The sequence below is a fragment of the Allobosea sp. GW821-FHT09G06 genome, assembly GCF_059416005.1.
This window is the reverse complement of the sequence record NZ_JBWKOI010000001.1, coordinates 1200252-1225284: the sequence shown is the minus strand read 5'-3', so window position 1 is coordinate 1225284 and position 25033 is coordinate 1200252. Positions and strand designations below refer to the sequence as shown.

At 66.6% G+C, this 25033-nt stretch carries 25 protein-coding genes; 15 read left to right on the top strand and 10 right to left on the bottom strand.

The window, feature by feature from the left end; all coding sequences use genetic code 11:
- Positions 1-485: 485 nt before the first annotated feature.
- The 5 genes from pgm to AC07NY_RS05905 form a co-directional block, all read right to left on the bottom strand.
- On the bottom strand, positions 486-2144 hold the full coding sequence (gene pgm / locus AC07NY_RS05925) for a phosphoglucomutase (alpha-D-glucose-1,6-bisphosphate-dependent) (RefSeq protein ID WP_494582467.1): 1659 nt from the start codon (positions 2142-2144) through the stop codon (positions 486-488).
- 102 nt (positions 2145-2246) lie between these two features.
- The gene (locus tag AC07NY_RS05920) at positions 2247-3518 is read right to left on the bottom strand and encodes an RNA polymerase sigma factor (protein WP_494582465.1); all 1272 of its coding nucleotides are present in this window, start codon (positions 3516-3518) and stop codon (positions 2247-2249) included.
- A 53-nt stretch (positions 3519-3571) separates the two neighbouring features.
- Complete coding sequence (locus tag AC07NY_RS05915; protein WP_492284963.1) at positions 3572-3997, bottom strand: YciI family protein; 426 nt, start codon at positions 3995-3997, stop codon at positions 3572-3574.
- A 66-nt stretch (positions 3998-4063) separates the two neighbouring features.
- Positions 4064-4486, bottom strand: coding sequence for a YciI family protein (locus AC07NY_RS05910; RefSeq protein WP_492284964.1), 423 nt, complete (start codon positions 4484-4486; stop codon positions 4064-4066).
- 184 nt (positions 4487-4670) lie between these two features.
- Complete coding sequence (locus tag AC07NY_RS05905; protein WP_492284965.1) at positions 4671-6011, bottom strand: dihydroorotase; 1341 nt, start codon at positions 6009-6011, stop codon at positions 4671-4673.
- A gap of 149 nt (positions 6012-6160) precedes the next feature.
- On the opposite strand from AC07NY_RS05905, the gene ygfZ reads away from it, so the two are divergent.
- From ygfZ to AC07NY_RS05890, 3 genes are read left to right on the top strand one after another with little or no spacing between them, the layout of a single operon-like run.
- A complete protein-coding gene (ygfZ, locus tag AC07NY_RS05900) occupies positions 6161-7060 on the top strand; it encodes a CAF17-like 4Fe-4S cluster assembly/insertion protein YgfZ (protein WP_494582462.1) in 900 nt (299 codons plus the stop codon).
- Entirely contained in the window at positions 7057-7701 is a 645-nt protein-coding gene (locus tag AC07NY_RS05895; protein WP_494582460.1) for a DNA-3-methyladenine glycosylase I, read from the top strand. The genes ygfZ and AC07NY_RS05895 overlap by 4 nt, the downstream gene beginning before the upstream one ends.
- Positions 7701-8330: a YfbR-like 5'-deoxynucleotidase gene (locus AC07NY_RS05890; protein WP_492286075.1), complete on the top strand. Its 630-nt coding sequence runs from the start codon at positions 7701-7703 to the stop codon at positions 8328-8330. The genes AC07NY_RS05895 and AC07NY_RS05890 overlap by 1 nt, the downstream gene beginning before the upstream one ends.
- Here the strand turns inward: AC07NY_RS05890 and AC07NY_RS05885 are convergent.
- Complete coding sequence (locus AC07NY_RS05885; RefSeq protein WP_494582458.1) at positions 8305-9663, bottom strand: TadE/TadG family type IV pilus assembly protein; 1359 nt, start codon at positions 9661-9663, stop codon at positions 8305-8307. The genes AC07NY_RS05890 and AC07NY_RS05885 overlap by 26 nt on opposite strands.
- Positions 9664-9963: 300 nt before the next feature.
- On the opposite strand from AC07NY_RS05885, the gene aceB reads away from it, so the two are divergent.
- Complete coding sequence (gene aceB / locus AC07NY_RS05880) at positions 9964-11571, top strand: malate synthase A (protein ID WP_494582456.1); 1608 nt, start codon at positions 9964-9966, stop codon at positions 11569-11571.
- A 64-nt stretch (positions 11572-11635) separates the two neighbouring features.
- Here aceB and AC07NY_RS05875 read toward each other — a convergent pair whose 3' ends face one another.
- The 3 genes from AC07NY_RS05875 to AC07NY_RS05865 are packed head-to-tail and all read right to left on the bottom strand — an operon-like array spanning position 11636 to position 13007.
- The gene (locus AC07NY_RS05875) at positions 11636-11797 is read right to left on the bottom strand and encodes a hypothetical protein (protein ID WP_377840414.1); all 162 of its coding nucleotides are present in this window, start codon (positions 11795-11797) and stop codon (positions 11636-11638) included.
- Between the two features lie 49 nt (positions 11798-11846).
- Entirely contained in the window at positions 11847-12788 is a 942-nt protein-coding gene (locus AC07NY_RS05870; protein WP_492284970.1) for a dihydrodipicolinate synthase family protein, read from the bottom strand.
- A gap of 9 nt (positions 12789-12797) precedes the next feature.
- Positions 12798-13007, bottom strand: coding sequence for a hypothetical protein (locus tag AC07NY_RS05865; protein ID WP_257731202.1), 210 nt, complete (start codon positions 13005-13007; stop codon positions 12798-12800).
- 179 nt (positions 13008-13186) lie between these two features.
- Between AC07NY_RS05865 and AC07NY_RS05860 the strand changes: the two genes are divergently transcribed.
- The 8 genes from AC07NY_RS05860 to AC07NY_RS05825 all read left to right on the top strand — a co-directional run bounded on the left by AC07NY_RS05860 (position 13187) and on the right by AC07NY_RS05825 (position 20009).
- Positions 13187-14230 (top strand): DUF3616 domain-containing protein, encoded by a 1044-nt coding sequence (locus tag AC07NY_RS05860; protein WP_494582453.1) that lies wholly within the window; start codon positions 13187-13189, stop codon positions 14228-14230.
- Positions 14231-14234: 4 nt separating this feature from the next.
- Positions 14235-14795: an NUDIX hydrolase gene (locus AC07NY_RS05855; RefSeq protein WP_494582451.1), complete on the top strand. Its 561-nt coding sequence runs from the start codon at positions 14235-14237 to the stop codon at positions 14793-14795.
- Between the two features lie 160 nt (positions 14796-14955).
- Complete coding sequence (locus AC07NY_RS05850) at positions 14956-15858, top strand: DUF6662 family protein (RefSeq protein WP_494582449.1); 903 nt, start codon at positions 14956-14958, stop codon at positions 15856-15858.
- A gap of 132 nt (positions 15859-15990) precedes the next feature.
- Entirely contained in the window at positions 15991-16269 is a 279-nt protein-coding gene (locus AC07NY_RS05845) for a metal/formaldehyde-sensitive transcriptional repressor (protein ID WP_494582447.1), read from the top strand.
- Positions 16270-16294: 25 nt separating this feature from the next.
- Positions 16295-17407 (top strand): S-(hydroxymethyl)glutathione dehydrogenase/class III alcohol dehydrogenase, encoded by a 1113-nt coding sequence (locus tag AC07NY_RS05840; RefSeq protein WP_494582446.1) that lies wholly within the window; start codon positions 16295-16297, stop codon positions 17405-17407.
- 211 nt (positions 17408-17618) lie between these two features.
- Entirely contained in the window at positions 17619-18455 is an 837-nt protein-coding gene (gene fghA, locus AC07NY_RS05835) for an S-formylglutathione hydrolase (protein WP_494582444.1), read from the top strand.
- Positions 18456-18534: 79 nt separating this feature from the next.
- Positions 18535-18957 carry a low affinity iron permease family protein gene (locus AC07NY_RS05830; protein WP_494582442.1) on the top strand — a complete coding sequence of 141 codons (423 nt, stop codon included), beginning with the start codon at positions 18535-18537 and terminating at the stop codon, positions 18955-18957.
- Positions 18958-19148: 191 nt separating this feature from the next.
- Positions 19149-20009, top strand: coding sequence for an outer membrane protein (locus AC07NY_RS05825; protein ID WP_492284978.1), 861 nt, complete (start codon positions 19149-19151; stop codon positions 20007-20009).
- A 74-nt stretch (positions 20010-20083) separates the two neighbouring features.
- Here AC07NY_RS05825 and gpmI read toward each other — a convergent pair whose 3' ends face one another.
- Complete coding sequence (gpmI, locus tag AC07NY_RS05820) at positions 20084-21598, bottom strand: 2,3-bisphosphoglycerate-independent phosphoglycerate mutase (protein ID WP_494582440.1); 1515 nt, start codon at positions 21596-21598, stop codon at positions 20084-20086.
- 104 nt (positions 21599-21702) lie between these two features.
- On the opposite strand from gpmI, the gene AC07NY_RS05815 reads away from it, so the two are divergent.
- The 3 genes from AC07NY_RS05815 (at position 21703) to AC07NY_RS05805 (ending at position 24969) form a co-directional block, all read left to right on the top strand.
- Positions 21703-22452 carry a haloacid dehalogenase type II gene (locus AC07NY_RS05815; RefSeq protein ID WP_492284980.1) on the top strand — a complete coding sequence of 250 codons (750 nt, stop codon included), beginning with the start codon at positions 21703-21705 and terminating at the stop codon, positions 22450-22452.
- Positions 22453-22474: 22 nt separating this feature from the next.
- Positions 22475-23161: a glutathione S-transferase family protein gene (locus AC07NY_RS05810; RefSeq protein WP_494582438.1), complete on the top strand. Its 687-nt coding sequence runs from the start codon at positions 22475-22477 to the stop codon at positions 23159-23161.
- 134 nt (positions 23162-23295) lie between these two features.
- Positions 23296-24969, top strand: coding sequence for a formate--tetrahydrofolate ligase (locus AC07NY_RS05805; RefSeq protein ID WP_494582437.1), 1674 nt, complete (start codon positions 23296-23298; stop codon positions 24967-24969).
- Positions 24970-25033: the final 64 nt, after the last annotated feature.

The window sequence follows — 25033 nt, the reverse complement described above, 5'->3', positions numbered from 1 at the left end:
CGCAGCCTTTGTCGGGAGCCGACGAGACGTTCGGGTGATCCTCACGTGTCGCTAGCCCGCTCTGAAGAGCGGCGCTCACGTGAATCAGGTCACGCATTCGATCGGCGGCGTGCGACACCGTGATGCCGGCCAAAGCGCTGACTCTGTGCATGACAATCCCGACGCGCTTGCCGGACCCCGCTCCTCGGTTATGCTGGAAAAAACGCATAATCCTGGGAGGGGCGATGATAATCTGGTCGATGATCGTCTGGTTGGCCTGTGCTGCGGTCTTTCTCGAACTGGTCGAACGGGCTCCGTCCATCGACGGTTGAAGCGCGCACTTGATCGGCCCGCGGGGTGAGCGGCCGGCTCGGGAAGCCGAAGCGGCTCGCATGAGTCGCTTGCCCGCAAGGTCGGATGCCTGCGGCGCAGGCAGCCCGGCACCGCAGAGCGCCCTTGCGGACAGCCTGAGGCCGACCGAAATCACCACGCCATGACGGCGCGCCTCAGGCTGCCCCGGCCGCCGCGAAGGCTTTTCCGACGATCTGCCGCGCATCCTCCTGGATCGCGGCCAGATGCGCCTCGTCCCGGAAGCTCTCGGCGTAGATCTTGTAGACCTCCTCGGTGCCCGACGGGCGCGCCGCGAACCAGCCATCCGCCGCCGTGACCTTGACGCCGCCGATCGGCGCGCCGTTGCCTGGGGCATGGCTCAGGATCGCGGTGATCGGCTGACCGGCGAGCTCCTTCGTCGCGATCTGCTCGGCCGACAGGTTCTTGAGAACAGCCTTCTGGCTCGCGCTCGCCGGCGCATCGACGCGCGCATAGCGGGGCTCGCCGAGCTCCGCCGTCAGCTTGCCGTAGAGCACGCCGGGGTCGCTGCCGGTCTTCGCGGTGATCTCGGCGGCGAGCAGGCCGAGGATGATGCCGTCCTTGTCGGTCGTCCAGGCAGAGCCATCCATGCGCAGGAAGGAGGCGCCCGCGCTCTCCTCGCCGGCGAAGCCGAAGCTGCCCGAGATCAGCCCGTCGACGAACCACTTGAACCCGACCGGCACCTCGACGAGCTTCCGGCCGAGCTTGGCCGCCGCCCGGTCGATGATCGCGCTCGACACCGCCGTCTTGCCGATCGCGGCATCCGCGCGCCAGCCCGGCCGGTTGGCGAAGAGGTAGGCGCTCGCCGCCGCGAGATAGTGGTTCGGGTTCATCAGCCCGCTGCTGCGCGTCACGATGCCGTGCCGGTCGGCATCGGTATCGTTGGCGAAGGCGACGTCGAAGCGGTCGCGCATGCCGATCAGGCTCGCCATCGCATAAGGCGAGGAGCAGTCCATCCGGATCTTGCCGTCCCAGTCCGCGGTCATGAAGCCGAAGGTGGGATCGACCTCCTTGCTGACGATCGTCGCGTTCAGGCCGTAGCGATCGATGATCGGCTGGTAGTAGTCGAGCCCGGCGCCGCCGAGCGGGTCGATCCCGATCACGACGCCGGCCTGCCGGATCGCCTCCATGTCCACGACGCTGGCGAGGTCCGAGACATAGCCGGTGATGTAGTCGTGCCGGTGGACATGCTCGCTCTTCAGCGCGGTCTCGTAGGGGATGCGCAGAACCCCTGCGAGCTTCTCGGTGAGGAAGGCATTGGCCCGCTTCTCGATCCAGCCGGTCGCGTCGGTATCGGCCGGCCCGCCATGCGGGGGGTTGTATTTCAGGCCGCCATCGGCCGGCGGATTATGCGAGGGCGAGATCACGACGCCATCGGCGAGTCCGGCGGAGCGGCCGCGATTATGCGCGATGATCGCATGCGAGATCACCGGGGTCGGCGTGAAGCCGAGTTTCTCGTCGATGATCGTGGCGACGCCATTGGCCGCGAAGACCTCCAGCACGGTCTCCAAGGCGTTGCGCGAGAGCGCATGCGTGTCGATGCCGAGGAAGAGCGGGCCGTCGATGCCCTGCTCGCGGCGATAGAGGCAGAGCGCCTGCGCGATCGCGAGGATATGCGCCTCGTTGAACGAGCGCAGCAGCGCCGAGCCGCGATGGCCGGAGGTGCCGAAGGCGACCTGTTGCGAACGCTGCGCGGGATCGGGTTGCTCGTAATAGGCTTTGGTGAGGGCCGCCACGTCGACGAGTTGGCCGGGCTCGAGCCGCTTGCCGGCCAGGGGACTCACGGAATCGCTCATGTAGGCTCTCGTTCTAGGCACGTCAGGACGCGACATCCCTTATAGACGCCGGCATGAACAGAGTTGCAACGGAATGCGACAGTCTCACGGCACAGGCGAGGATTACGCACCGGCAGCGCGTTCCTTGGCCGCCCTGTCCCGCATCAGAGCCCGCTCCCTCGCGTTCTGCGTCAGCGCGACCGCGCTGTCGAATGCGTCTGCCGCCTCCCGGTGGCGGCCGAGCTTGGCGAGCAGGTCGCCGCGCACGCCCGGTAGCAGGTGATAGCGTTTGAGCGCCGGTTCGCCGGCCAGAGCCTCGACCAAGGCAAGCCCTGCCGCCGGCCCATCCGCCATGCTGACCGCCACCGCACGGTTGAGCTCCACGACCGGCGACGGCGTCACCCGCCCAAGCACGGTGTAGAGCGCGACGATGCGCTTCCAGTCGGTCTCCTCGGCCGTGCGGGCACGGGCATGGCAGGCCGCCAGCGCCGCCTGCAGCAGATAGGGGCCGGGCGCCGCTCCGGCGAGCCGCTGTGCCTGCTCCAATGCAGCAAGGCCGCGGCCGATCAGCAGGCGGTCCCAGCGGGCGCGGTTCTGGTCGAGCAGCAGGATCGGCTCGCCATCGGCGCCGACGCGCGCCCGCAGCCGCGAGGCCTGCAATTCCATCAGCGCGACGAGGCCGTGGACCTCGGGCTCGTCAGGCGCCCGCGCCGCGAGGATGCGCCCGAGCCGCAGCGCCTCCTCGCACAAGGACGGCCTGACCCAGTCCTCGCCGGCCGTGGCCGAATAACCCTCGTTGAAGATGAGGTAGACGACCTCCAGCACAGAGGCGAGGCGCTCGCCGAGCTCGACGCCGGCCGGCACCTCATAGGGCACCTTCGCTTCGCTCAGCGTCTTCTTGGCGCGCACGATGCGCTGCGCCATGGTCGGTTCCGGCACCAGGAAGGCGCGCGCGATCTCGTCGGTCGTGAGGCCTCCGAGGAGCCTGAGCGTCAGCGCGATCCGCGCCTCCTTGGGCAGCACGGGATGACAGGCGGTGAAGATCAGGCGCAGCAGGTCGTCGCCGACCTCGTCATCGAGCGCCTCGTCGATATCCGGCATCGCCGGCCTTTCACTGTCGATATCGCGGCCGATCTCGTCCTGCTTGCGCCGGGCCATGATCTCGTGGCGGGCGGTGTCGAGCGCGCGGTGCTTGGCGACCTGCATCAGCCAGGCGGCCGGATTGCGGGGCACGCCCTCTTCGGGCCATTGCTTCAGCGCCGCGACCAATGCGTCCTGCGCCAGTTCCTCGGCCCGGCCGACATCGCGGGTCAGCCGCGCGAGCCCGGCGATCAGCCGGGGCGCCTCCATGCGCCAGACCGTCTCGATGGTGCGGTGTGCATCGCTGCCCGACATGGGAAGCGATACACACCATCAGCCCATCGGCTGGCAAGCGGCGCCTTGGTCGCTCAGCCCTGCCCTTCGGACTCGGCCTTGAGGCGGTCCCACTGCGCCGCGGTTTCCGGCGTGACGATCTCGCCGAAATCGGCCAGCTCGAACAACGGCCGGATCTCGATCTCGGACGGGCCGGGCATCGGGTTGGGGCAGCGCTTGACCCAGGCGATCGCCTCGTCGAGCGAGGCGCATTCCCACAGCCAGTAGCCGGCGACCAGCTCCTTGGTCTCGGCGAAGGGGCCATCGACGACGGCGCGCTTGGTGCCGTCGAACTGGACGCGCGCTCCCTTCGAGCTGGGGTGGAGGCCGTCACCGCCCTTCATGATCCCGGCTTTCACCAGCTCCTCATTGTAGGCCATCATCGCCTCGAGCAGCTCCTGGGTCGGCGGCGCGCCGGCTTCGCTGTCCTGGGTCGCCTTGACCATCACCATGAAACGCATCGGTTTTCTCCTTTGAAAGGCGGAAGCACGGCTCGCGCCTGGATTGGATTTCGGGATTTACGTCGTTCAGCCGACAAGCTTCGCTGCGGCGGCCTGGATGCGCTCTTCCTGCTCGCGCAGTTCAGGCGTCAGCGCCTCGCCGAAATCCTCCATCTCGAAGATGCGGCGCAATTCGATCTCGGCGCCGTCGTCGAAGGGCGCGCGCTTCAGCCACTCGACCGCCTCGTCGAAGGACTTCACCTGCCAGATCCAGAAGCCGCAGAGCAGCTCCTTCGTTTCGGCGAAGGGGCCATCCGTGATCGCGCGCTCGCTGCCCGAGAAGCGCATGCGGATACCCTTCGCGCTCGGATGCAGGCCGTCGCCCGCCAGCATGATGCCGGCCTTCACCAGCTCCTCGTTATAGGCCCCCATCCGGGTGAGGAGCTCTTCGCTCGGCATGATGCCGGCTTCGCTGTCCTTGCTTGCCTTGACCAGAACCATCACACGCATCGGTTTTCTCCTTGGGTTTGGGAGAACCGGGCGGCTCCGGCGAAAGCCGCCGAAACCCGTTCTCTGACTGCACGTCGAACGGGCGCGACCGGAATCGACAACACTGGGAATCTTTTTTGATTTTTTTTTTGCGAAGCCGCCCACGCGCTCCATCCGGAGCGAACGCGGGCAGCTTCGATCCGGTTCAGGCGCTGCGCGGCAGCGCCTCCAGGAAGCGGGCCGGCTCGCCCTGCGAGGGGGTCGTCAATTCGCCCTCCCACATCACCTTAAGCCCACGCACGAAGGTGCCGACCGGCCAGCCAGTGACGGTGACGCCGTCATAGGGCGTCCAGCCGCATTTGGAGGCACTCCACTCCTTGGTGATCGTCTCGCGGCGCTTGAGATCGACGATGGTGAAGTCCGCATCGTAGCCGACCGCGATCCGGCCCTTGCCTTCCAGCCCGAAGATGCGCTGCGGACCGGCACTGCTGAGATCGACGAAGCGCTCAAGCGTCAGCCGGCCGGCATTCACATGGTCGAGCATGATCGGCACCAGCGTCTGCACGCCCGGCATGCCGGAATGGCTCGCCGGATAGGGATGATGCTTCTCCTCATGGGTATGCGGCGCGTGGTCGGAGCCGAGCACGTCGACGATGCCCTGCTCGACGCCCCACCAGATGCGCTGGCGATGGCTGTCGTCGCGAATCGGCGGGTTCATCTGGGCATAGGTGCCGAGGCGTTCGTAGCAGTCCGGGGCGACCAAGGTCAGATGGTTCGGCAGCACCTCGACCGTCGCGACATCCTTGTGGTCTTTCAGGAAGACCATCTCTTCGCCGGTCGAGATATGCAGGATGTGGACGCGCGCGCCGGTCTCGCGCGCGATCCGTACCAGCCGCTTGGTGCAGGTCAGCGCCACCTCCGGCGAGCGCCAGACCGGGTGGCTCGACGGATCGCCCTCGACCCGCAGGGGCATGCGCTCGCGCAGCATCATCTCGTCTTCGGAATGGAAGGCGGCGCGGCGGCGCGTGCGCTTCAGGATCTCGGCGACGCCCCTGTCGTCCTCGACCAGCAGGTCGCCGGTCGACGAGCCCATGAACACCTTGATGCCGGCGGCGCCCGGCAGCCGCTCCAGCTCCGGCACGTCGTTGGCGTTCTCATGCGTGCCGCCGACCCAGAAGGCGAAATCGCAATGCATGCGGTGGCGCCCGCGCCTGATCTTGTCGGCCAAAGCCTCCGGCGTCGTCGTCTGCGGAATCGTGTTCGGCATCTCGAAGACGCAGGTCACGCCGCCGAGCGCCGCCGAGCGCGAGCCGCTCTCCAGATCTTCCTTGTGGTCGAGCCCCGGCTCGCGGAAATGCACCTGGGAGTCGATCACGCCCGGCAGGATATGCAGACCGGTGCAGTCGACGGTCTCGCCGGCCGAAGCCTGCGAGAGGTCGCCCAGCGCCATGATCTTGCCGCCGGTGACGCCGACATCGCGCGCGACGCGGCCATCCTGGTTCACCACCGTGCCGCCCTTGAGGATCACGTCATAGGTCTGGGGCATGGCTGTCTCCGGCGGTTGAGTGAAAGACCGATGCAGCCTACCTATCGGCCAACGCGTCGTCCCGGAAGCCCAAACAGTTTTCGGGTGGCGCCAGCGTCTCCTTTTCGGCTGTCGAGACCTCGACCCGAAACCAGAACTGGAACGGCCTCATGTCCGCCACACGATTGATCGATCGCGGCGTCATCCGCGTCAGCGGCGACGATGCGCGCGACTTCCTGCAGAATCTCGTGACCAACGATCTCGATCCGGTCGTGCCCGGACAGGCCGGCTACGGCGCGCTGCTGACGCCGCAAGGCAAGATGATCTGCGATTTCTTCATCCTCGCGCTGGCGCCGGAGGATGGCGGCGGCTTCCTCATCGACTCTCCCCTGCTCCAGACCGCCGACCTGATGAAACGCCTGAAGCTCTACAAGCTGCGCGCCAAGGTGGCGCTGGAAGACCTGACCGAGAAGAGCGCGGTCATCGCCTCCGCCGATGGCGCTGCGCTGCCCGAGGATGCCGGCTTCGTCTATGACGACCCGCGCCTGCCGGCGCTCGGCCAGCGTGCCATCACCGATGCCGATGGCGTCGAATCCCTCGTCACGGCCGAGCCGGACGCCTATCACGCCCACCGCATCGCGCTCGGCATCCCCGCGGGCGGACGCGACTTCGCCTATGGCGACACCTTCCCGCATGAGGCGCTGCTCGACCAGCTCGGCGGCGTCTCCTTCAAGAAGGGCTGTTATATCGGGCAGGAGGTCGTCTCCCGCATGCAGCATCGCGGCACGGCCCGCACCCGCGTCGTGCCTGTCGTCTTCGACGAGGGCATCGCGGCCGAAACCGGCGCGGAGGCGACCGCCGGCGGCAAGCCACTCGGCAGCATCGGCTCTGGCGCCAACGGTCGAGCGCTTGCCATGCTGCGGCTCGACCGGCTGGCCGACGCGCTCGCCGCAGGCACGGCCCCGCTCGGCGGCGGACTGGCCTTCCAGCTCGCGGAGAAGCCCGGCTTCATCCGCTTCCCCTTCCCCGGCGAGACAGGCTTCGGAGCCGCCGCAGGAGCAGCCCTATGAGCGACGCCGTCATCGTCGGTGAGGAACGCATCGCGATCCAGGGCGCGGACGGCAAGTTCCGCTGCCGCTGGCCGGGCACCGATCCGCTCTACATCGCCTATCACGACACCGAATGGGGCGTGCCGGAATATGATTCCCGCGCGCTCTGGGAGAAGCTGATCCTCGACGGCTTCCAGGCCGGCCTGTCCTGGATCACCATCCTGAGGAAGCGGGACGCCTTCCGCGCCGGCTTCGCCGGTTTCGAGCCGGAGGTGGTCGCCCGCTTCACCGAAGCCGATGTCCAGCGCCTGCTCGCCGACCCCGGCATCATCCGCCACCGCGGCAAGATCGAGGGTACGATCAAGAGCGCGCAGGCCTATCTCAGGATCAGCGAGCGCGAGCCCTTCGCCGATTTCCTCTGGAAGCATCTCGACGGCCGCGTGCTGCAGAACAGCTACCGGACGCAGGGCGAGGTCCCGACCCAGACCAAGCTTTCCGAGACGATCTCGAAGGAGCTGAAGAAGGCCGGCTTCACCTTCTGCGGCCCGACCATCGTCTATGCCTTCATGGAGGCCTGCGGGCTGGTCAACGACCACCTGACCGGCTGCTTCCGCTGGAGCGAATGCGCCGCGCTGGCGCGCGACTCGCGCCCCGCAGCCTGATGGCCCGCAAGCCCGAACCGCCCCGCGCCTGGCAGCGCATGCTTTCAGGGCGCCGGCTCGACCTGCTCGACCCCTCGCCGCTCGACATCGAGATCGAGGACATCGCCCATGGTCTTGCCCGCGTCGCCCGCTGGAACGGGCAGACGCGCGGCGCCCACTCCTTCTCGGTCGCGCAGCATTCGCTGCTGGTCGAGGCGGTCGCCGCCCATCTCAATCCGGACTGGAGCCGCGGCTGGTGCCTGATGGCGCTGCTGCACGACGCGCCGGAATACGTGATCGGCGACATGATCTCGCCGTTCAAGGTGGTGATGGGCGACGCTTACAAGAGCGTGGAATTGCGCCTGTTGGCGGCGATCCATCTGCGCTTCGGCCTGCCGGCTGCGACGCCAGCCATCCTGAAGCGGAAGATCAAGGAGGCCGATACCATCGCCGCCTTCTTCGAGGCGACGCGCCTCGCGGGCTTCGAACGCGAGGAGGCCCTGAAATTCTTCGGCCGGCCGCAGGCGCTGCCGACCGAAGTTCTGTCCTGGCTCGATCCCCTCGATACCGAGGCGGCGCAGGCGCGCTTCCTTTCGCGCTTCACCGCGCTAGGCGAGGCTGGGCTTACAGGGTCAGGCGCACCGCACTGATCTCGCTGGCGATCGCCTTGAAAACCGGGCTGAGCTGCGAGGCGTTCTTGACGTCGTAATACATCTCCGGCCGGGTCGCGCAGTTCTTCAGCAGGGTCGCATCGCCGTCGATGACGCGGATCGTGTAGAGGTTGATCCCGGCATTCTTGACCCCGGTGCAGGCTAGGCTTGTCCGGGCATCGATATCGTTGCCGTTCGTCGTGAAGCGGTTCTCGGTATTGTCGCCGTCGGTCAGCAGGATCATGTACCTCTTGAGATTCGGCTCCGTGGAAGGTTTGGCCTCCATGAAAGGAGCGGGCGGCGACAGCGTGGCCCAGCCCCAGACCGCCCCGATCGTGACGTTGGTGTTGCCGACCGGCGTCATCGTGTCGACACGGGCGTTCAGCGTCGCCCAGTTGGACGTCAGCGGAAGGACCTCCGCGAGCGAGGTCTGGCCGCACCAGGTCGCGGGATATTGCTGCGCGCTGGCCGCATAGGAGCCTGCATCCGTTACGTCGTAGTTCTGGTCGCGGTCGGCGATGCAGCCATGGCTCTGCGCCCAGACCGCCTTGGTCAGCGCCTCGTTGCAGGTCCTCACGCCCTTGTTGTTGGTCTTGCAGCCCGAGAGCGTGGAATCCGGTTCCGCCACACCGCCGGGTGTCGTGCAATTTGCGCCATTCCTGTCGCAGCTCATCGTCACTGCGCGCGTCATGCCGTAACGGATCCACTGCTCGTCCTTGAGCCCGCGGTCGATGCGGACCTGGGTGTTGAACGGCACGATCGAAATCTTGATCTGGTCGGCATCGAGCGACGCATCCTTCATGATTTGGATCAGATCCTTGGACGCCTGCTTCAACGCCGTCATCTTGCCCGATGACGACATCGAACCGGTATTGTCGAGCACGAGGGCGAGCTCGATCTTGTTGGTTCCCCAGGTCGACTGGCTGTTGGAAGAGACGGGAATCTGGTCGTTGCCGAGCACGCGGGCAATGGTCGTCGGCACATTGGCATTCGCAGTGATCTTGATCGTTCGCGCCGTCCGGTCGATCGTCACGGTGGCGGCCGAGAACTGGTCTTTCACATCGGCCGGCAGGTTGTCGCGGATCCAGGCGTTGATGCGGGCAGTCACCTGCGCGTCCGTCAGCTTCTGGGCATCGCGTGCCGCCATCAGCGCGGCGGAGTCGATCGCCGAACTGAGTGCCTGGCGGGCATTGCTGGCGCGGGAGTAATCGACGGCGACGCCGACGACGCCCATCAGCGGAACAAGCGCGAGCCCGAACATCATCAGGAAGTTGCCGCGCTGATCCTGCCGGAAGCGCCGCATCATCTCAGGCAGGAAACCGAACGTCATCATGTGCCTCATCCAGGGCCGAATTGCCGCATTCGACCCTGGAAGCGTTGGCGGTGGGAGCTTACGAATTGCTAAAACCGATTTGCGGAAGTCGGGCCTATCTGCACATTTTGAATGGAAACTCTCTGCCGTTACGTCATCCTGCGTTTGCCGCAGCAGAAATACAACCAATAAGTGTATCTATGGTTTCTTGCCCGGAAAGGATGCTATTTCCGAAACGGAACAAGTGATCGTCATTTTTTCCGGATTTTGCAAAGCACGATTTCACGGAATGATGGCCTCAACCTGATCGGAGAACCATCCATGTCGGACACCCCCACCCTCGCCCTGCCGGCCGGCGTCGTCGTCAAGGGCGCCCTGCAGCCCGGCTTCGACCAAATCCTTTCCACCGAGGCGCTCGCCTTCGTCGCCGACCTGCACCGTCGCTTCAACGAGACGCGCAAGCGCCTGCTCGCGCTCCGTGCCGAGCGGCAGAAGCGCTTCGACGCCGGCGAGACGCCCGACTTCCTGGCCGAGACCAAGCATATCCGCGAGGGCGACTGGAGCGTCGCGCCGATCCCGGCCGATCTGCTGGATCGCCGCGTCGAGATCACCGGCCCGGTCGACCGCAAGATGATCGTCAACGCGCTGAACTCAGGCGCCAAGGTCTTCATGGCCGATTTCGAGGATGCCTCCTCGCCGGTCTGGGCCAATATGATCGAAGGCCAGATCAATCTCCGCGACCGCTGGGCGAACAGGATCGACTTCACCGATCCGACGAACGGCAAGGACTACAAGCTCAAGGACAAGCCGGCCGTCCTGATCATCCGCCCGCGCGGCTGGCATCTGCCGGAGCGGCACATCATCATCGACGGAGAGGAGGCCTCGGGCTCGCTGGTCGATTTCGGCCTCTATGTCTTCCATAACGCCAAGGCGGCGCTGGCCGCCGGCTCGGGCCCGTATTTCTACCTGCCGAAGCTGGAGAGCCATCTCGAGGCCCGGCTCTGGAACGACGTCTTCGTCGCCGCCCAGTCGGCGCTCGGCCTGAAGACCGGCACGATCAAGGCCACCGTCCTGATCGAGACCCTGCCCGCCGCCTTCGAGATGGACGAGATCCTCTACGAACTGCGCGAGCACATGGCCGGCCTAAATTGCGGCCGCTGGGACTACATCTTCTCCTTTATCAAGAAGCTCGCCCGCAACAAGGCCTATGTCCTGCCGGACCGCTCGCAGGTCGTGATGTCCAAGGCCTTCCTGCGGGCCTATTCGCTGCTGCTGATCAAGACCTGCCACAAGCGCGGCGCCTTCGCGATGGGCGGCATGGCGGCGCAGATCCCGGTCAAGAACAACCCGGAAGCCAATGCCGCGGCCTTCGCCAAGGTCAAGGCCGACAAGGAGCGCGAGGCCGGCGACGGCCATGACGGCACCTGGGTCGCGCATCCCGACCTCGTCCCGGTCGCGATGGAGGTGTTCGACCGGCTGATGCCGCAGGCCAACCAGCTCGACAAGAAGCGCGACGATGTCTCGATCGGCGCCAAGGACCTGCTGGAGGTCCACCAGGGCACGCGCACCGAGGAAGGCTTCCGCGAGAACATCCGCGTCGGCGTCCAGTATATCGAGGCCTGGCTGCGCGGCCGCGGCGCGGTGCCGATCTACAACATGATGGAGGATGCCGCGACCGCCGAGATCAGCCGCGCCCAGATCTGGCAGTTCTGCCAGTACGGTGTCGATCTCGAAGGCGGGATCAAGGCCGATGCGGCGCTGTTCAAGCGTTGCCTGCCGGAAGAGATGGAGCGCGTGAAGGGAGAGCTCGGCGCGGAGAACTATGCCAAGGGCCGCTTCCCCGAGGCGATCGCGCTGTTCGAGACGCTCTCGCTGGCGCCGAACTTCGAGGACTTCCTCACCGTTCCCGCCTACGCCAAGCTGAACTGAACTAGGTTGGATAGATGCTCGGAAGGGCGCCGCGGCATCGCGGCGCCCTTTTCATTTGCACGGTTCAGTGCAGATGCCACCAGACCCGCGCGCCGATGAGAATGGCGAGCAGGACGACCGACCCGAACAGGTGCAGCAGGTCGGCCTTCCAGCCGCCGGCCGATGTCCTGGGAACGGATCGGTAGATCGCTTCCCTGCGGCGGCGATAGGTCCCGATTGCGGTCATGAAAACCTCCATCCGGTTCGCGGCGGGCGCAGCCGCGCCCGCTCTGGATTCAAAGCCTGCGGGCTGCCGCCACGCCGTTGCCTGTTGGCTTCGTCGCCATGCCGACAAGCGGATGCGGCAGATCCTCGATGGCGTCGCAAAGCAGGGGCACGCATTCCGGGCGCGGCGGCGCGAGCGGCGCGCGGCAGGCGGCGCCCACCTCCGGATGCAGCATCGACAGCGCGAGCTTGATCAGGACCGGATCAGGCTCACGCGCGAGCAAATCGAGCAGCGGAACCAGCCGCCGCTGCAGGATCTGCGCCTGCCCGTAGAATTCGGAGCGCGCCGCGCTGTCCAGCCGCGCCAGCCAATGCGGCGCGAGATTGCCGACGCTGGTGATCGCCCCGCAGCCGCCCGCGAGCAGATAGGAAGGAATCGTCTCGGCCGCGCCGGTCAGGCGCATGAAACGGCGGTCGCGCGCGCGCGCGATCCGATCGCAGCGGACCAGATCGCCCCGCCGCTCGAGGATGCCGACGATGTTCGGCGCCCCTTCCAGCATCTGCAGCGTCTCCAGCGCGATCTCGACGCCGCAGCGATCCGGGTCGTTGTCGAGGATGATCTCGAGCCCGGTCGCCTGCGCCGCCGCCAGCGCATGAGCCGCGAGCCCGGCCTGCGTCGGCCGGTTGTAATAGGGCATGCGCAACAGCAGGGCCGAGGCGCCGGCCTTCTCGGCAGCGGCGATCTCGGCGACGGTCCCGGCAGTCGAATAGCTGCCGACGGCGGCGATCACCGGGTAATGCCGGCCGGCGATGCGACGGGCGGCGGCGCAAAGCGCCTCCCGCTCCGCGCCGCTCAGCGTCGGGCTTTCTCCCGTCGCGGTGCCGACCACGATGCCGTCGGCGCCCTGCGCGATCTGCCAGAGAATGAGGCGTTCCAGCGCGCCATAGTCGATCCCGTCTTCGTCGAAAGGCGTGACCAGCGCGGTGAACATGCCGTGAAGCCAGTGGTTCATGGCATGGCCTCAGAGCAGCGAGAGCGTCTTGGCGGTCACCCGGACCGCGCGCGCCCGGTGTCCGGTCTCGAAGACGGCGTAGCGGAGCGCGGCACTGCGATCGCAGAAGATGCCGCCGCCACGCCCATGCGTCTCGACGGCGAGCCAATGGCCTTCCGCGTCGCGCCCGACCAGGAACTGGAGCGGGCCGCCGAAGGATTTGCGAGGGATACTGAACATCATCCTGTTTCCCGAACGGCCTCCAAGGGCCGCCCGGACAAGCTAGGGGCGGCGCCATAGGCGTTCGAGACGAGGCAAGGGGCGATACCATCAAGATTCCATAGGGATCGCGCGCCACGCGCTTTGACATCCACCAGCCGGACGGGCTCAATCCGCGCCCCTCCTTCCGGATTCGCCCGATGCGGTACCGCCTCTTCGCCACCCTCGTCGCAACCAGCCTGCTGGGCGCCTCAATCGCTCAAGCTGCAACGCTCGCACCGGAGCAGCGCTTCAGGACGTTAGGCGACTTCTCCGCGAAGAAGGCGGGCAAGCCGGCGCGCGATGTCAGCGGCCTCGCTTGCATGCCCGCCGCGAACGGAACGCAGCGCTGCCTGCTGATCAATGACGAAGGCTCCTTCGCGCAATTCGCCCGCATCGCCGAGAATCGCATCACCCCGGATGCGACCCTGCCCATCATCGGGACCGAAGCCTCGTCCGATACGTTCGGCCAGCCGCCGCAAGGCATCTGCAAGATGCCCGGGCGCTTCGCCGAGCTCGACGGCGAGGCCGTCGCCTATGCCGACGGCGCCTTTTATGTCGCAGGCTCGCATGGCTGCTCGCGCAAGAAGGGCGAGTTCCGCCTCTCCTCCTTCCACCTCGCCCGGATCAAGGTCGATGCGGAAGGCTCGCCCGCAGGCAAGGTCGAGCTCACCTATCGCCTGAGCGACATGCTGCGCGCCGCCGGCTCGGCCGCGCCCTTCTTCGGCCGGGGCCTGATGGACGATAACGGCCTGAACATCGAAGGCATCGCGGTCGTCGGCGACACGCTCTGGGCCGGCCTGCGCGCGCCTTCGCTCGGCAATCGCGGCTTCCTCGTCGGCGCCTCGCTCAAGGCCCTGTTCGCGCCGGGCCATGCACCGGCGACGGAGGCACCGCGCGTCTTCGAATTGCCGGCCGGCAGCAACCGTGGCATCCGCGACCTCGCGCCCCTGCCTGACGGCCGCCTGCTCGCCCTGCTCGGCCCGGCACAGGAACAGGCTCTGCCCTATTCCCTGATGCTGATCGACCCCGCCAGGCCCGATGTCTCAACCTCTCTGGGCGATCTGCCCGGCCGCGGCGGCGACAAGGCCGAATCCCTGACCGTCCTGGGGCAAGACGCCAAGGGCCTCGCGGTCCTCGTCGGCTATGACGGCCCGAAGAACGGCCATTTCGAATCCTACCGCCTGCCGCTTGGACCGCGCTGACCTCATGGATTTCCGCAACGACCTGTTCCGCCTCGTCGAGCGCTATCGCGCCGAGGTCGCCGGCCCGCACGAGCATCTCGCCCTGCTGCGCTGGCAGATGACTGAGGACCACGCGCTCGACCGGCGCGACACTTTCCCAGGTCATCTCACCACCAGCGCCTTCGTGCTCTCGCCCGATCATGCGCAGGTCCTGCTGATCGACCATGTCGTGATCGGCCGCTGGCTCCAGCCCGGCGGCCATTGGGAGGAAGCCGAGCACTTCCATCTCTCGGCCGCGCGTGAGGCGATCGAGGAAACCGGCGTGCAGGACCTTGTCCTGCATCCCTGGCATCAGGGCGGCGACCTGCCCTTCACCATCGACAGCCACGACGTACCCGGCAAGCCGTCGCGCGGCGAGCCGGCCCATATCCATCACGACCTGCAATATCTCTTCCTGGCCGACCCAACCCTGCCGCTCGTCGCCCAGATCGAGGAGGTCCATGCCGCCGCATGGAAGCCGATCGACGCACTGGCCGGGATCGCGCCGCGCGCGCTGGAGCGATTGTCGAAACTGCCGAAGCCCTGACTGTTGCGGCGCAACAACAGCGGGGCTGATTGCGGAAACGACTATGGCTCTTTTATCGCGGCAGGGTCAGGCTCCCGACATGGTTCAGTTGAGGATGGAAATAGTTATTGCAATTGATTTGCATTAGCGTATCAATCCGAGACCTCCCCGGAGCACACCTATGTCTTCGAAAGCCATCGCTCTCGCCCTGATCGCCGCGGCCCTCTCGGCCCCCGCCATCGCCGCCGACCTCTCGTCCCGCAAGGGCGCGCCCGTTGCACCGCCCCCCGTCGTCTCTGCCTGCACGGAAAGCGAGGGCATCCCGACCGACGCCTTCGGCTTCACCACCGGCTCGGATGTCGCCGATACCGGCTCCTTCGGGACCAGTTTGACCTATGGCGGCGGCTTCGGCACCCGCGGCGGCAGCTCGAACAGCCATGGCTTGACCCTGCAGGGCTCCTACGGCCTCTTCCCCTGCTTCGAGATCGGCCCCTACGTGCTCGGCAACATCACCAGCGCCTCGGCTGGCGGCGTCAGCGCCGACTCGCGCGCCTTCGGCGCCGGCGTCGAGATGAAGTACAAGCTGCTCGGGCGCGACATGCACGGGCTCGGCCTGACTCTGGTCATCGACCCCAGCCTGAACCGCACCGATCCGGACGGCGCCGGCCGCTTCACCACCTACAATACCGGCATCCGCATCTTCGCCGACAAGACGCTGATACCGAATACGCTCTATGCCGCACTGAACGTGTCGCATGACCTGACCTGGACCGGCCCCTCGCCCTATCAGCGTTCCTCGACCTTCACGGTCGGTGGCTCGCTCGCCTGGCAGGTGCAGGAAGGCCTCTATCTCAGCGGCGAAGTGCGCCATATGCGTGCCCATAACGAGCTCGGCTTCGGCAACGAGGCGGGCTACGCGACCTTCGTCGGCCCCGGCGTGTTCTGGCAGGCGACGAAGCAGCTCGCCCTGTCCGCCGCTTACAACATCCAGGTCTCCGGCAAGGCCAAGGGCGAGCCGGGCAATCTCGACCTCACCAATTTCAGCCAGCATCTCGTCAAGGTGAAGCTCGGCTACAGTTTCTGACCCTCTCCTGACGACACATCGATGAAAGAGCGGCAGCGGCGACGCTGCCGCTCTCTGCGTTTCGGCGCGCCTTGGCGTTGACATACTCCCCCTCAGTACCATAGCGTCGCGGCAACCGGAGCCTCGGTGCCGATGCCTCACACGCCCGAAGATAAGAAGCGCGCCGTCACGCGGCTGCGCCGGATCAGGGGCCAGACCGACGCCCTGATCGCCGCCGTCGAACGCGGCGAGGAATGCGGCGCCCTCCTGCAGCAGCTCGCGGCACTGCGTGGCGCTGCGACCGGGCTGATGGCCGAGGTGCTGGAAAGCCACCTGCGCGAGACCATGACCCGACCGTCCGAGGCAGCGCCGGCAGAGGACAACGACGAGATCGCCGCGATCATGCGGGTCATCCGCCCCTATCTGAAATGAACATCCGCAAGGAAGGAACCACCCGATGAAGACCCGCGCCGCCGTCGCCTGGGAAGCCGGCAAGCCCCTCACCATCGAAACCATCGAGATCGGCGGCCCCAAGGCTGGCGAGGTCCTCGTCGAGGTCATGGCGACCGGCATCTGCCACACCGACGCCTACACGCTCTCGGGGCTGGATTCGGAGGGCAAATTTCCCGCGATCCTCGGCCATGAGGGGGCGGGTATCGTGCGCGAGGTCGGCGCCGGCGTGACCTCGCTGAAGCCCGGCGACCATGTTATCCCGCTCTACACGCCGGAATGCCGCAGCTGTAAGTCCTGCCTGTCGCGCCGGACCAATCTCTGCACCTCGATCCGCGCCACCCAGGGCCAGGGCGTCATGCCTGATGGCACCTCGCGCTTCTCCTGCGATGGCGGCGAGGTCTTCCACTACATGGGCTGCTCGACCTTCGCGAACTTCACGGTGCTGCCCGAGATCGCGCTCGCCAAGGTCCGCGAGGACGCCCCCTTCGACAAGATCTGCTATATCGGCTGCGGCGTGACCACCGGCATCGGTGCGGTGATCTACACGGCCAAAGTCTGGCCGGGCGCCAATGTCGTGGTCTTCGGCCTCGGCGGCATCGGCCTCAACGTCATCCAGGGCGCCCGCATGGTCGGCGCCGACAAGATCATCGGCGTCGACATCAATCCGGCGAAGCAGGAGATGGCGCGCAAGTTCGGCATGACCGACTTCATCAACCCGAGCGAGATCGGCAACGGCAAGGTCGTGCAGGCGATCGTCGACCTCACCGGCGGCGGCGCCGACTTCTCCTTCGACGCGACCGGCAACACCAATGTCATGCGCCAGGCACTGGAGTGCTGCCATCGCGGCTGGGGCGAGTCGATCGTCATCGGCGTCGCCGAGGCCGGCAAGGAAATCGCGACGCGCCCGTTCCAGCTCGTCACCGGCCGCGTCTGGAAGGGCACGGCCTTCGGCGGCGCGCGCGGGCGCACCGACGTGCCGAAGATCGTCGACTGGTACATGGAGGGCAAGATCAACATCGACGACCTGATCACCCACAAGCTCTCGCTCGACGAGATCAATACCGGCTTCGACCTGATGCATGAGGGCAAGTCGATCCGCAGCGTGGTCGTCTACTGAGCGGCCGTTCCACTGCCTCATTCGGCAGGCACTGAAGCACCACCTCTGTCATTCCGGGGCAGCGCAACGCGCTGAACCCGGAACCCACGACCGGGTACGACGCTTGAATAAGCCGACCGGGCAAAGGCTCACCCGGTCGTGGGTTCCGGGTTCGGCCTCTGGCCACCCCGGAATGACAAGCGTTATGCCAAGACTTTGAAGGACCCGCCCCATGGAACTCCTCTCCTCCTCGAAGACCTTCGGCGGCTCGCAGCGCGTCTACCGGCATGACAGCGCGGCCTGCGCCTGCCCGATGACCTTCGCGATCTACCTGCCGCATCAGATCGAGGACGGGCCGGTTCCGCTGCTCTGGTATCTCTCGGGGCTGACCTGCACGCACCAGAACGTCATGGACAAGGGCGAGTATCGTGCCGCGGCAGCAGCCAACGGCATCGCCATCATCTGCCCCGATACGAGCCCGCGCGGCGAAGGCGTGCCGGACGAGCCGGAGAACTGGCAGTTCGGCGGCGGCGCCGGCTTCTATCTCGATGCGACGCAAGAGCCCTATGCGAAGAACTACCGCATGGAAACCTATATCCGCGACGAATTGCCGGAGCTGATCAGCCGGCATTTCCCGGTCGACATGAACCGGCAAGGCATCTTCGGCCATTCCATGGGCGGCCATGGCGCGATCACGCTCGCGCTGAAGAACCCTGACCGCTACCGCTCCGTGTCCGCCTTCGCACCGATCACCCAGCCCTCGACCGCCGGCTGGTCGCGCCCCGCCTTCGAGAAATACCTGGGCCCGGATGAGACAAGCTGGCGCGCCTATGACTCGACCCTGCTGATCGCCGACGGCCACCGCGTCCGCGACCTGCTGATCGACCAGGGCACGGCCGACGGCTTCCTCGAGGAGGGTCTGCGCCCGCAATTGCTCGATATCGCCTGCGCCGCGGCCGGCATCCCGCTCCAGCTGACCATGCGCGACGGCTACGACCACTCCTACAACTTCATCTCGACCTTCATGGCCCAGCACATCGCCTGGCACGCGGAGCGCCTGACGGCATAAAGCCCCTGATGCGGGAACGGCCACCGTCCCGGCCGCGTTGAGAGCAGCACAGCCTCAACCGGCACCGGGGGATCGTTCCATGGCCAAGCGCCGCATGCCGCAGAGCGACCGCTCACTGTTCACCCGCCTGTCGCAAGCCGTCTCGCATTGGGCCGGACGGCCGCAGACCTTCATCGGCGCGGCAGGGCTCATCGTGCTCTGGGCGCTCTCCGGCCCCTTCTTCGGCTATAACGACACCTGGCAATTGGTGGTGAACACCTCGACGACCATCGTCACCTTCCTGATGGTCTTCATCATCCAGAACAGCCAGAACCGCGACACCGCGGCGATGCAGATCAAGCTCGACGAGCTGATCTGCCGGCTGGAAGGCGCCCGCGAGGAATTGCTCGATCTCGAAGAGCTCGACGAGGACAAGCTCGAAGCCATCCGCCGCGAATTCGAGGCAATGGCGGCCAGGGCCCGCAAGGGCGCCGGCGCGGCAGCAGGAAAGCCCCTCGCCTAGGCAGGCCGTCCCGTGGCCCAACTCGCAGCACGCCATGCGCGTGGACGCATTCCGCCCAGTCTTCGTTCACGCCCCGGTAAGGTTAGCTTTTAGGGTTAAGTGTCATTTAAGAAATCACTGCCATGGTCCTTCCCGTTGGTAACACGCGCGGGCTGCGTTCTCTGCGCCGCGCAAACGTGAAGGACACTGCCATGGGCAGCCTGAAAACTCTCGCGCTGGCGGGCGGCTTGGCCCTCGGCGTCTCCGCCGCGGCGCAGGCCGCGGACCTCAACTACGCTCCGCCTCCCCCGCCCGAGCCGCTCGGCCTCAAGGGCACGATCTCCAGCGGCATCTACCTGCGCGGCGATATCGGTGTCGGCGTCCAGAGCGTTGGCAAATATCATCAGGACGACGTCGCGCAGTTCGGCGGCACCTTCTTCGGCAAGAGCGACAACGCCGTCTTCTTCGGCGGCGTCGGTGTCGGCTATCGCTTCAACAACTGGCTGCGTTTCGACGTCACCGGCGAATATCGCGGCGGCGGCTCGATCGGGGTGAACGACATCGTCTTCAACCCGTTCAACAACGGCAACCAGACCAACACCTACAAGGGTAACCTGACCTCGCTGGTCACCCTGTTCAACGGCTATTTCGACCTCGGCACCTGGAACTGCCTGACGCCCTATATCGGCGCCGGTATCGGCTTCTCGCAGAACCGCATCAGCGGCCTGACCGACCAGGGCGCCCTGCTCGGCAACTTCGTCGGCCCGACGCTGGGCTATGCCAATACCGGCAGCAAGACCGACCTCGCCTGGGCCCTGATGGCCGGCGTCGGCTACGAGGTGAACAAGAACCTCACCCTCGAAGTCGGCTACCGCTACCTGAACCTCGGCGACGCCCAGTCGGGCCGCCTGGTCAACGCCTTCACCGGGCAGATCCAGGCTCCGCTCAAGGCCAAGGACATCGAGAGCCACGATTTCCGCATCGGCATGCGCTGGAACTTCGGCGACCCGAACTGCTGCGGCACGCCGGAGCCGGTCGCCTACGCCCCGCCGCCGGTGGTGCGCAAGTACTGATCTCAAGTACCGATCCGAAACGTCGGATGAAGACACGAAACGGCGCGGGTGCTCCCCGCGCCGTTTTGCTTGTGTCAGCGCAGCAGCGACTGCCCGGTCATCTCGGCCGGCTGCGCCAGCTCCATCAGCGCGAGCAGCGTCGGAGAGATATCGGCGAGGCGCCCATCGGCAAGACCCTTGCCCTGCCCGCCGACCAGCATCAATGGCACCGGATTGGTGGTGTGGGCGGTATGCGGCTTGCCCGTGACCGGATCGACCATCAGCTCGGCATTGCCATGGTCGGCGGTGACCAGAAGCGCCCCGCCCTGGCGCCCGATCGCCTCGGCAATGGCGCCGAGTCCGGCATCGACCGTCTCGACCGCCTTGATCGCGGCCGCGAGCACGCCGGTATGGCCGACCATGTCGGGATTGGCGAAGTTGAGCACGACGAGATCGTAGCGCCCCGAATCGATCGCCTCGACCGCCTTGGCGGCGAGTTCCGGCGCCGACATCTCCGGTTGCAGGTCATAGGTCGCGACCTTGGGCGACGGCGCCATCACCCGGTCCTCGCCCGGATAGGGCGTCTCCTCGCCGCCATTGAAGAAATAGGTGACGTGAGGATATTTCTCGGTCTCGGCCATGCGGACTTGGGTCCGCCCGGCCTTGGCGACCGTCTCGCCCAGGCCATTGGCCAGCGTCTGGGCTGCGAACAGCATCGGCATGACCTTGTCGAGCTCCGCGCTGTAGGAGGTCATGCTGACCGCCTTGACGAGCACCGGCCGGCGCGGCCGGGCGAAGCCGGCGAAGTCCGGCTCCAGCACGGCGGCGAGGATCTCGCGGATGCGGTCCGAGCGGAAATTGAAGCTGAGCAGCCCGTCGCCGTCCTTCATCCCGGCATAGACGCCGATCGCGGCCGGCAGGATGAACTCGTCGGTGACGTTCTGCGCATAGGCCGCGGCGATCGCAGCCTGCGCATCCGGGAAGCGCTCGCCCTCGCCCAGCACCATGGCGCGCCAGGCCTTCTCGACCCGCTCCCAACGATTGTCGCGGTCCATCGCGTAATAGCGGCCGGATACGCTGGCGATGGTGGCGCCCGCCGGCAGCGCCGCGGCGAAGGTCTTCACATACTCGGCCGCCGATTGCGGCGGCGTATCGCGCCCGTCGGTGAAGACATGGACATGCACGGTCACGCCCTGCGCGGTCAGGATGCGGGCAAGTGCCACCGCATGGTCCTGATGGGCATGGACGCCACCCGGCGAGACGAGGCCGAGCAGATGGCAGGCGCCGCCGCTTGCCTTCAGTCCGGCGACAAGGCCGGTCGCCTCAAGCGCTTTGGCGATCGAGCCGTCGGCGATCGCCTGGTTGATGCGCGGCAGGTCCTGCATCACCACGCGGCCGGCGCCGAGATTGAGATGGCCCACCTCGGAATTGCCCATCTGCCCCGGCGGCAACCCGACATCGAGCCCGGAGGTGTGCAGGAAGGCATGCGGGTTCGCCGCCCAGAGTCGGTCGAAATTGGGGGTGTTCGCCAGCCGGATCGCGTTATTCTCGCTCTCCTCGCGCCAGCCCCAGCCATCGAGGATCATCAGCATCACGGGGCGAGGCGGCATCGGCTTGACCTGTCGGCAATGGTGAAAACTGCTTGTGCGGATACCACGCGCCACGCCGCCGATGCGAGTGTTAAGAAGGCAGCGGACCACCATGGAGAAGACGCATGTCGATCAAGGCGCTGGTTTTCGATGCTTATGGCACGCTCTTCGATGTCCAGTCGGTCGCCGCCGTCACCGACGCCGCCTTTCCCGGCCATGGCGCGACGATCACCCAGATCTGGCGGCTGAAACAGCTCGAATACACCTGGCTGCGCGCCCTGATGGATCGCTACGAGGACTTCTGGACCGTCACCCGCGACTCCCTCGATTTCACGCTGAGGACGCTCGGCCTCGCCTCCTCTCCCGAGCTCGTCGCCAGGATTGCGGCCGCCTATGACGCGCTGCTGCTCTACCCGGAAGCACGCGCCGCGCTCGAAGGCCTCGCCTCCCACCGCCTCGCGATTTTCTCCAACGGCAGCCCGGACATGCTGAAGCGGCTCGTCGCCCATGCGGGGATTACCGACCTCCTGGAGACCGTGATCAGCGTCGACGAGATCGGCGTCTACAAGCCCGATCCGCGCGGCTATGCCCATGTCGAGAAGCGGCTCGGCCTCGCCCGCGACGAGATACTCTTCGTCTCATCCAACGGCTTCGACATTGCCGGCGCCAAGGCGCATGGTTTCCATGTCGCCCGCATCGAGCGCGTGCCCGCCGGCCGGCTGCGCGGCGAGCTTGCCGCTGCCGCGACGATAGACCCGGCATTGATGTTCAAGGCGCTCAGGATGCAGCCGGAGCAGCTCGGTTTCCAGGCCGATGCGACCATTGCCGCGCTGACCGATCTCGTCTCCTATGTCGCCGGACTGAGACAGGCCTGACGCGCCTCGCGTGGAGACCCCGATGATCAAGCTCTACTACCACCCCTCGCCGAACCCGGCGAAGATCGCGCTCTTCCTGGAAGAAGCCGGCCTGCCCTACGAGATGGTGCCGGTCGATACCCGCAAGGGCGACCAGTTCAAGCCGGAATTTCTCGCGATCAACCCCAATGCCAAGACGCCGGCCCTCACCGATGGCGACGTCACAATCTTCGATTCCAACGCGATCCTGCTCTATCTCGCCGAGAAGACCGGCCAGTTCCTGCCCGATGACACGCCGAAGGCGCGCGGCGAGATGCTGTCCTGGCTGATGTTCGTCGCGACCGGCATCGGCCCCTATTGCGGCCAGGCCGTGCATTTCAGCCGCTTCGCCCCGGAGAAGCTGCCCTACGCCATCAACCGCTATGCCCGCGAGGCCGAGCGGCACTGGGGCATCGTCAACGACCTGCTCGCAAGCCGACGCTACATGCTGGGCGACCGCTACACGCTGGTCGACATGTCGATCTGGGGCTGGGCGACGCGGCTCTCCTTCGCCATCGGCGAGACCTGGCCGGAGATGTTGCCGCATGTGAAGCGTCATCTCGACGAGATCTCGGCCCGCCCCGCCGCGCAGCGCGCCGTCGCGCTGAAGGACCAGTTCGCCTTCAAGGCGGATTTCGACGCGGAAGCGCGGAAATTCCTGTTCCCGCAGAACGCCCATCTCGCGAGCTGATCGCGACCCGGCACCGCCTGTGCATCATGCCTGCCCCGCCGGCGAAAGCGCTGGCGGCGGCGGGCTTTTCGGGCCAGTGTCCGCCCGGTTCCGCGCTCGGGAGACGCGGGCAGGAATAGCCTCCGAGAGGACGAATGCCGACCGATATCGAGATCGCGCGCGTAGCCACGCTGCAGCCCATCGCCACGATCGCCGCAAAGGCGGGCATCCCCTCCGAGGCCCTGAATCCCTACGGCAAATACATCGCCAAGATCGATACCCATGCGATCCCCGGCTTCCAGGCGAAGCCGGACGGCAAGCTGATCCTCGTCACCGCGATCAGCCCGACGCCTGCCGGCGAAGGCAAGACCACGACGACAGTCGGCCTCGGCGACGGGCTTTCCCGCATCGGCAAGCGCGCGCTGATCGCTTTGCGCGAGCCCTCGCTCGGCCCGAGCTTCGGCATGAAGGGCGGTGCGGCCGGCGGCGGCTATGCCCAGGTCGTGCCGATGGAGCAGATCAACCTGCACTTCACCGGCGATTTCCACGCGATCACCAGCGCCCATAACCTGCTCGCGGCGATGATCGACAACCATGTCTACTGGGGCAACGGCTTAAACCTCGACACCCGCCACATCGCCTGGCGGCGCGTCCTGGACATGAACGACCGGGCACTGCGCTCGATCGTCTCCTCACTCGGCGGCGCCAGCAACGGCTTCCCGCGCGAGGACGGCTTCGACATCACCGTCGCCTCCGAAATCATGGCGATCTTCTGCCTTGCCCGCGACGCCGCCGACCTGGAGGCGCGCCTCGGCCGCATCGTCATCGGCCGCACCCGCGACAAGCGCCTCGTCACCGCCGCCGAGATCAAGGCGACCGGCGCGATGAGCGTGCTGCTCAAGGACGCGCTGATGCCGAACCTCGTGCAGACGCTGGAGGGCACGCCGGCCTTCGTCCATGGCGGCCCCTTCGCCAATATCGCCCATGGCTGCAATTCCGTCATCGCGACCAAGGCCGCGCTGAAGCTCGCCGATTACGTCGTCACCGAGGCCGGCTTCGGCGCCGATCTCGGCGCCGAGAAGTTCTTCGACATCAAGTGCCGCAAGGCCGGGCTGAAACCGGCCGCCGCCGTCGTCGTCGCCACCGTCCGCGCGCTCAAGATGCATGGCGGCCTCGCCAAGGACGCGCTCGGACGCGAGGACCTGAAGGCGCTGGAGGCAGGGCTCTCGAACCTCACCCGCCATGTCAACAATATCAGGAAATTCGGCGTGCCGCCGGTCGTCGCGATCAACCATTTCACGACGGATACCGCAGCCGAGCATGAGCTGATCCGCAACTACTGCCGCAACCACCTCGGCGTCGAGGCAGTGATCTGCCGGCACTGGGCGGAAGGCGGCGCCGGCGCCGAGGAACTCGCCCGCAAGGTTGCGGCGCTCGCCGACGAGGGCGAGGCCGATTTCGCTCCGCTCTACCCCGATGCGATGCCGCTTCGGAAGAAGCTGGAGACGGTGGCGCGCGAGATCTACGGCGCCGAGGGCGTCAGCGTCGATGCCAAGCTGCAGGCGCGTTTCGCCGAGCTGGAGGAGGCGGGCTTCGGCGACCTTCCGGTCTGCGTCGCCAAGACCCAGTATTCCTTCTCGGCCGACCCGACGCTCCGCGGCGCCCCCTCCGGCCACATCGTCCCGCTGCGTGAGCTCAGGCTCTCGGCCGGCGCCGGCTTCGTCGTCGCGATCTGCGGGGACATCATGACCATGCCCGGCCTGCCGCGTGAGCCCGCCGCCGAGCGCATCCATATCGACGCGCAAGGACGCATCGAAGGACTGTTCTGAAAGGCGTCATCCCGTGCGCGCCGCAGCGTGAAACGCTGCTGCGCAGACACGGGACCGTCTCCCG

Coding starts and splice junctions, on each gene's coding strand:
- AC07NY_RS05860 (WP_494582453.1), top strand. CDS start 13,187: ATGCGGTACCGCCTCTTCGCCACCCTCGTCGCAACCAGCCTGCTGGGC.
- AC07NY_RS05825 (WP_492284978.1), top strand. CDS start 19,149: ATGGGCAGCCTGAAAACTCTCGCGCTGGCGGGCGGCTTGGCCCTCGGC.
- AC07NY_RS05805 (WP_494582437.1), top strand. CDS start 23,296: ATGCCGACCGATATCGAGATCGCGCGCGTAGCCACGCTGCAGCCCATC.
- AC07NY_RS05875 (WP_377840414.1), bottom strand. CDS start 11,797: ATGACCGCAATCGGGACCTATCGCCGCCGCAGGGAAGCGATCTACCGA.
- AC07NY_RS05905 (WP_492284965.1), bottom strand. CDS start 6,011: ATGCCCCAGACCTATGACGTGATCCTCAAGGGCGGCACGGTGGTGAAC.
- AC07NY_RS05910 (WP_492284964.1), bottom strand. CDS start 4,486: ATGCGTGTGATGGTTCTGGTCAAGGCAAGCAAGGACAGCGAAGCCGGC.
- AC07NY_RS05865 (WP_257731202.1), bottom strand. CDS start 13,007: ATGTTCAGTATCCCTCGCAAATCCTTCGGCGGCCCGCTCCAGTTCCTG.
- AC07NY_RS05850 (WP_494582449.1), top strand. CDS start 14,956: ATGTCTTCGAAAGCCATCGCTCTCGCCCTGATCGCCGCGGCCCTCTCG.
- AC07NY_RS05845 (WP_494582447.1), top strand. CDS start 15,991: ATGCCTCACACGCCCGAAGATAAGAAGCGCGCCGTCACGCGGCTGCGC.
- AC07NY_RS05840 (WP_494582446.1), top strand. CDS start 16,295: ATGAAGACCCGCGCCGCCGTCGCCTGGGAAGCCGGCAAGCCCCTCACC.
- pgm (WP_494582467.1), bottom strand. CDS start 2,144: ATGAGCGATTCCGTGAGTCCCCTGGCCGGCAAGCGGCTCGAGCCCGGC.
- AC07NY_RS05920 (WP_494582465.1), bottom strand. CDS start 3,518: ATGTCGGGCAGCGATGCACACCGCACCATCGAGACGGTCTGGCGCATG.
- AC07NY_RS05890 (WP_492286075.1), top strand. CDS start 7,701: ATGGCCCGCAAGCCCGAACCGCCCCGCGCCTGGCAGCGCATGCTTTCA.
- AC07NY_RS05885 (WP_494582458.1), bottom strand. CDS start 9,663: ATGATGACGTTCGGTTTCCTGCCTGAGATGATGCGGCGCTTCCGGCAG.
- ygfZ (WP_494582462.1), top strand. CDS start 6,161: ATGTCCGCCACACGATTGATCGATCGCGGCGTCATCCGCGTCAGCGGC.
- gpmI (WP_494582440.1), bottom strand. CDS start 21,598: ATGCCGCCTCGCCCCGTGATGCTGATGATCCTCGATGGCTGGGGCTGG.
- AC07NY_RS05870 (WP_492284970.1), bottom strand. CDS start 12,788: ATGAACCACTGGCTTCACGGCATGTTCACCGCGCTGGTCACGCCTTTC.
- AC07NY_RS05895 (WP_494582460.1), top strand. CDS start 7,057: ATGAGCGACGCCGTCATCGTCGGTGAGGAACGCATCGCGATCCAGGGC.
- AC07NY_RS05855 (WP_494582451.1), top strand. CDS start 14,235: ATGGATTTCCGCAACGACCTGTTCCGCCTCGTCGAGCGCTATCGCGCC.
- AC07NY_RS05830 (WP_494582442.1), top strand. CDS start 18,535: ATGGCCAAGCGCCGCATGCCGCAGAGCGACCGCTCACTGTTCACCCGC.
- aceB (WP_494582456.1), top strand. CDS start 9,964: ATGTCGGACACCCCCACCCTCGCCCTGCCGGCCGGCGTCGTCGTCAAG.
- fghA (WP_494582444.1), top strand. CDS start 17,619: ATGGAACTCCTCTCCTCCTCGAAGACCTTCGGCGGCTCGCAGCGCGTC.
- AC07NY_RS05815 (WP_492284980.1), top strand. CDS start 21,703: ATGTCGATCAAGGCGCTGGTTTTCGATGCTTATGGCACGCTCTTCGAT.
- AC07NY_RS05915 (WP_492284963.1), bottom strand. CDS start 3,997: ATGCGTTTCATGGTGATGGTCAAGGCGACCCAGGACAGCGAAGCCGGC.
- AC07NY_RS05810 (WP_494582438.1), top strand. CDS start 22,475: ATGATCAAGCTCTACTACCACCCCTCGCCGAACCCGGCGAAGATCGCG.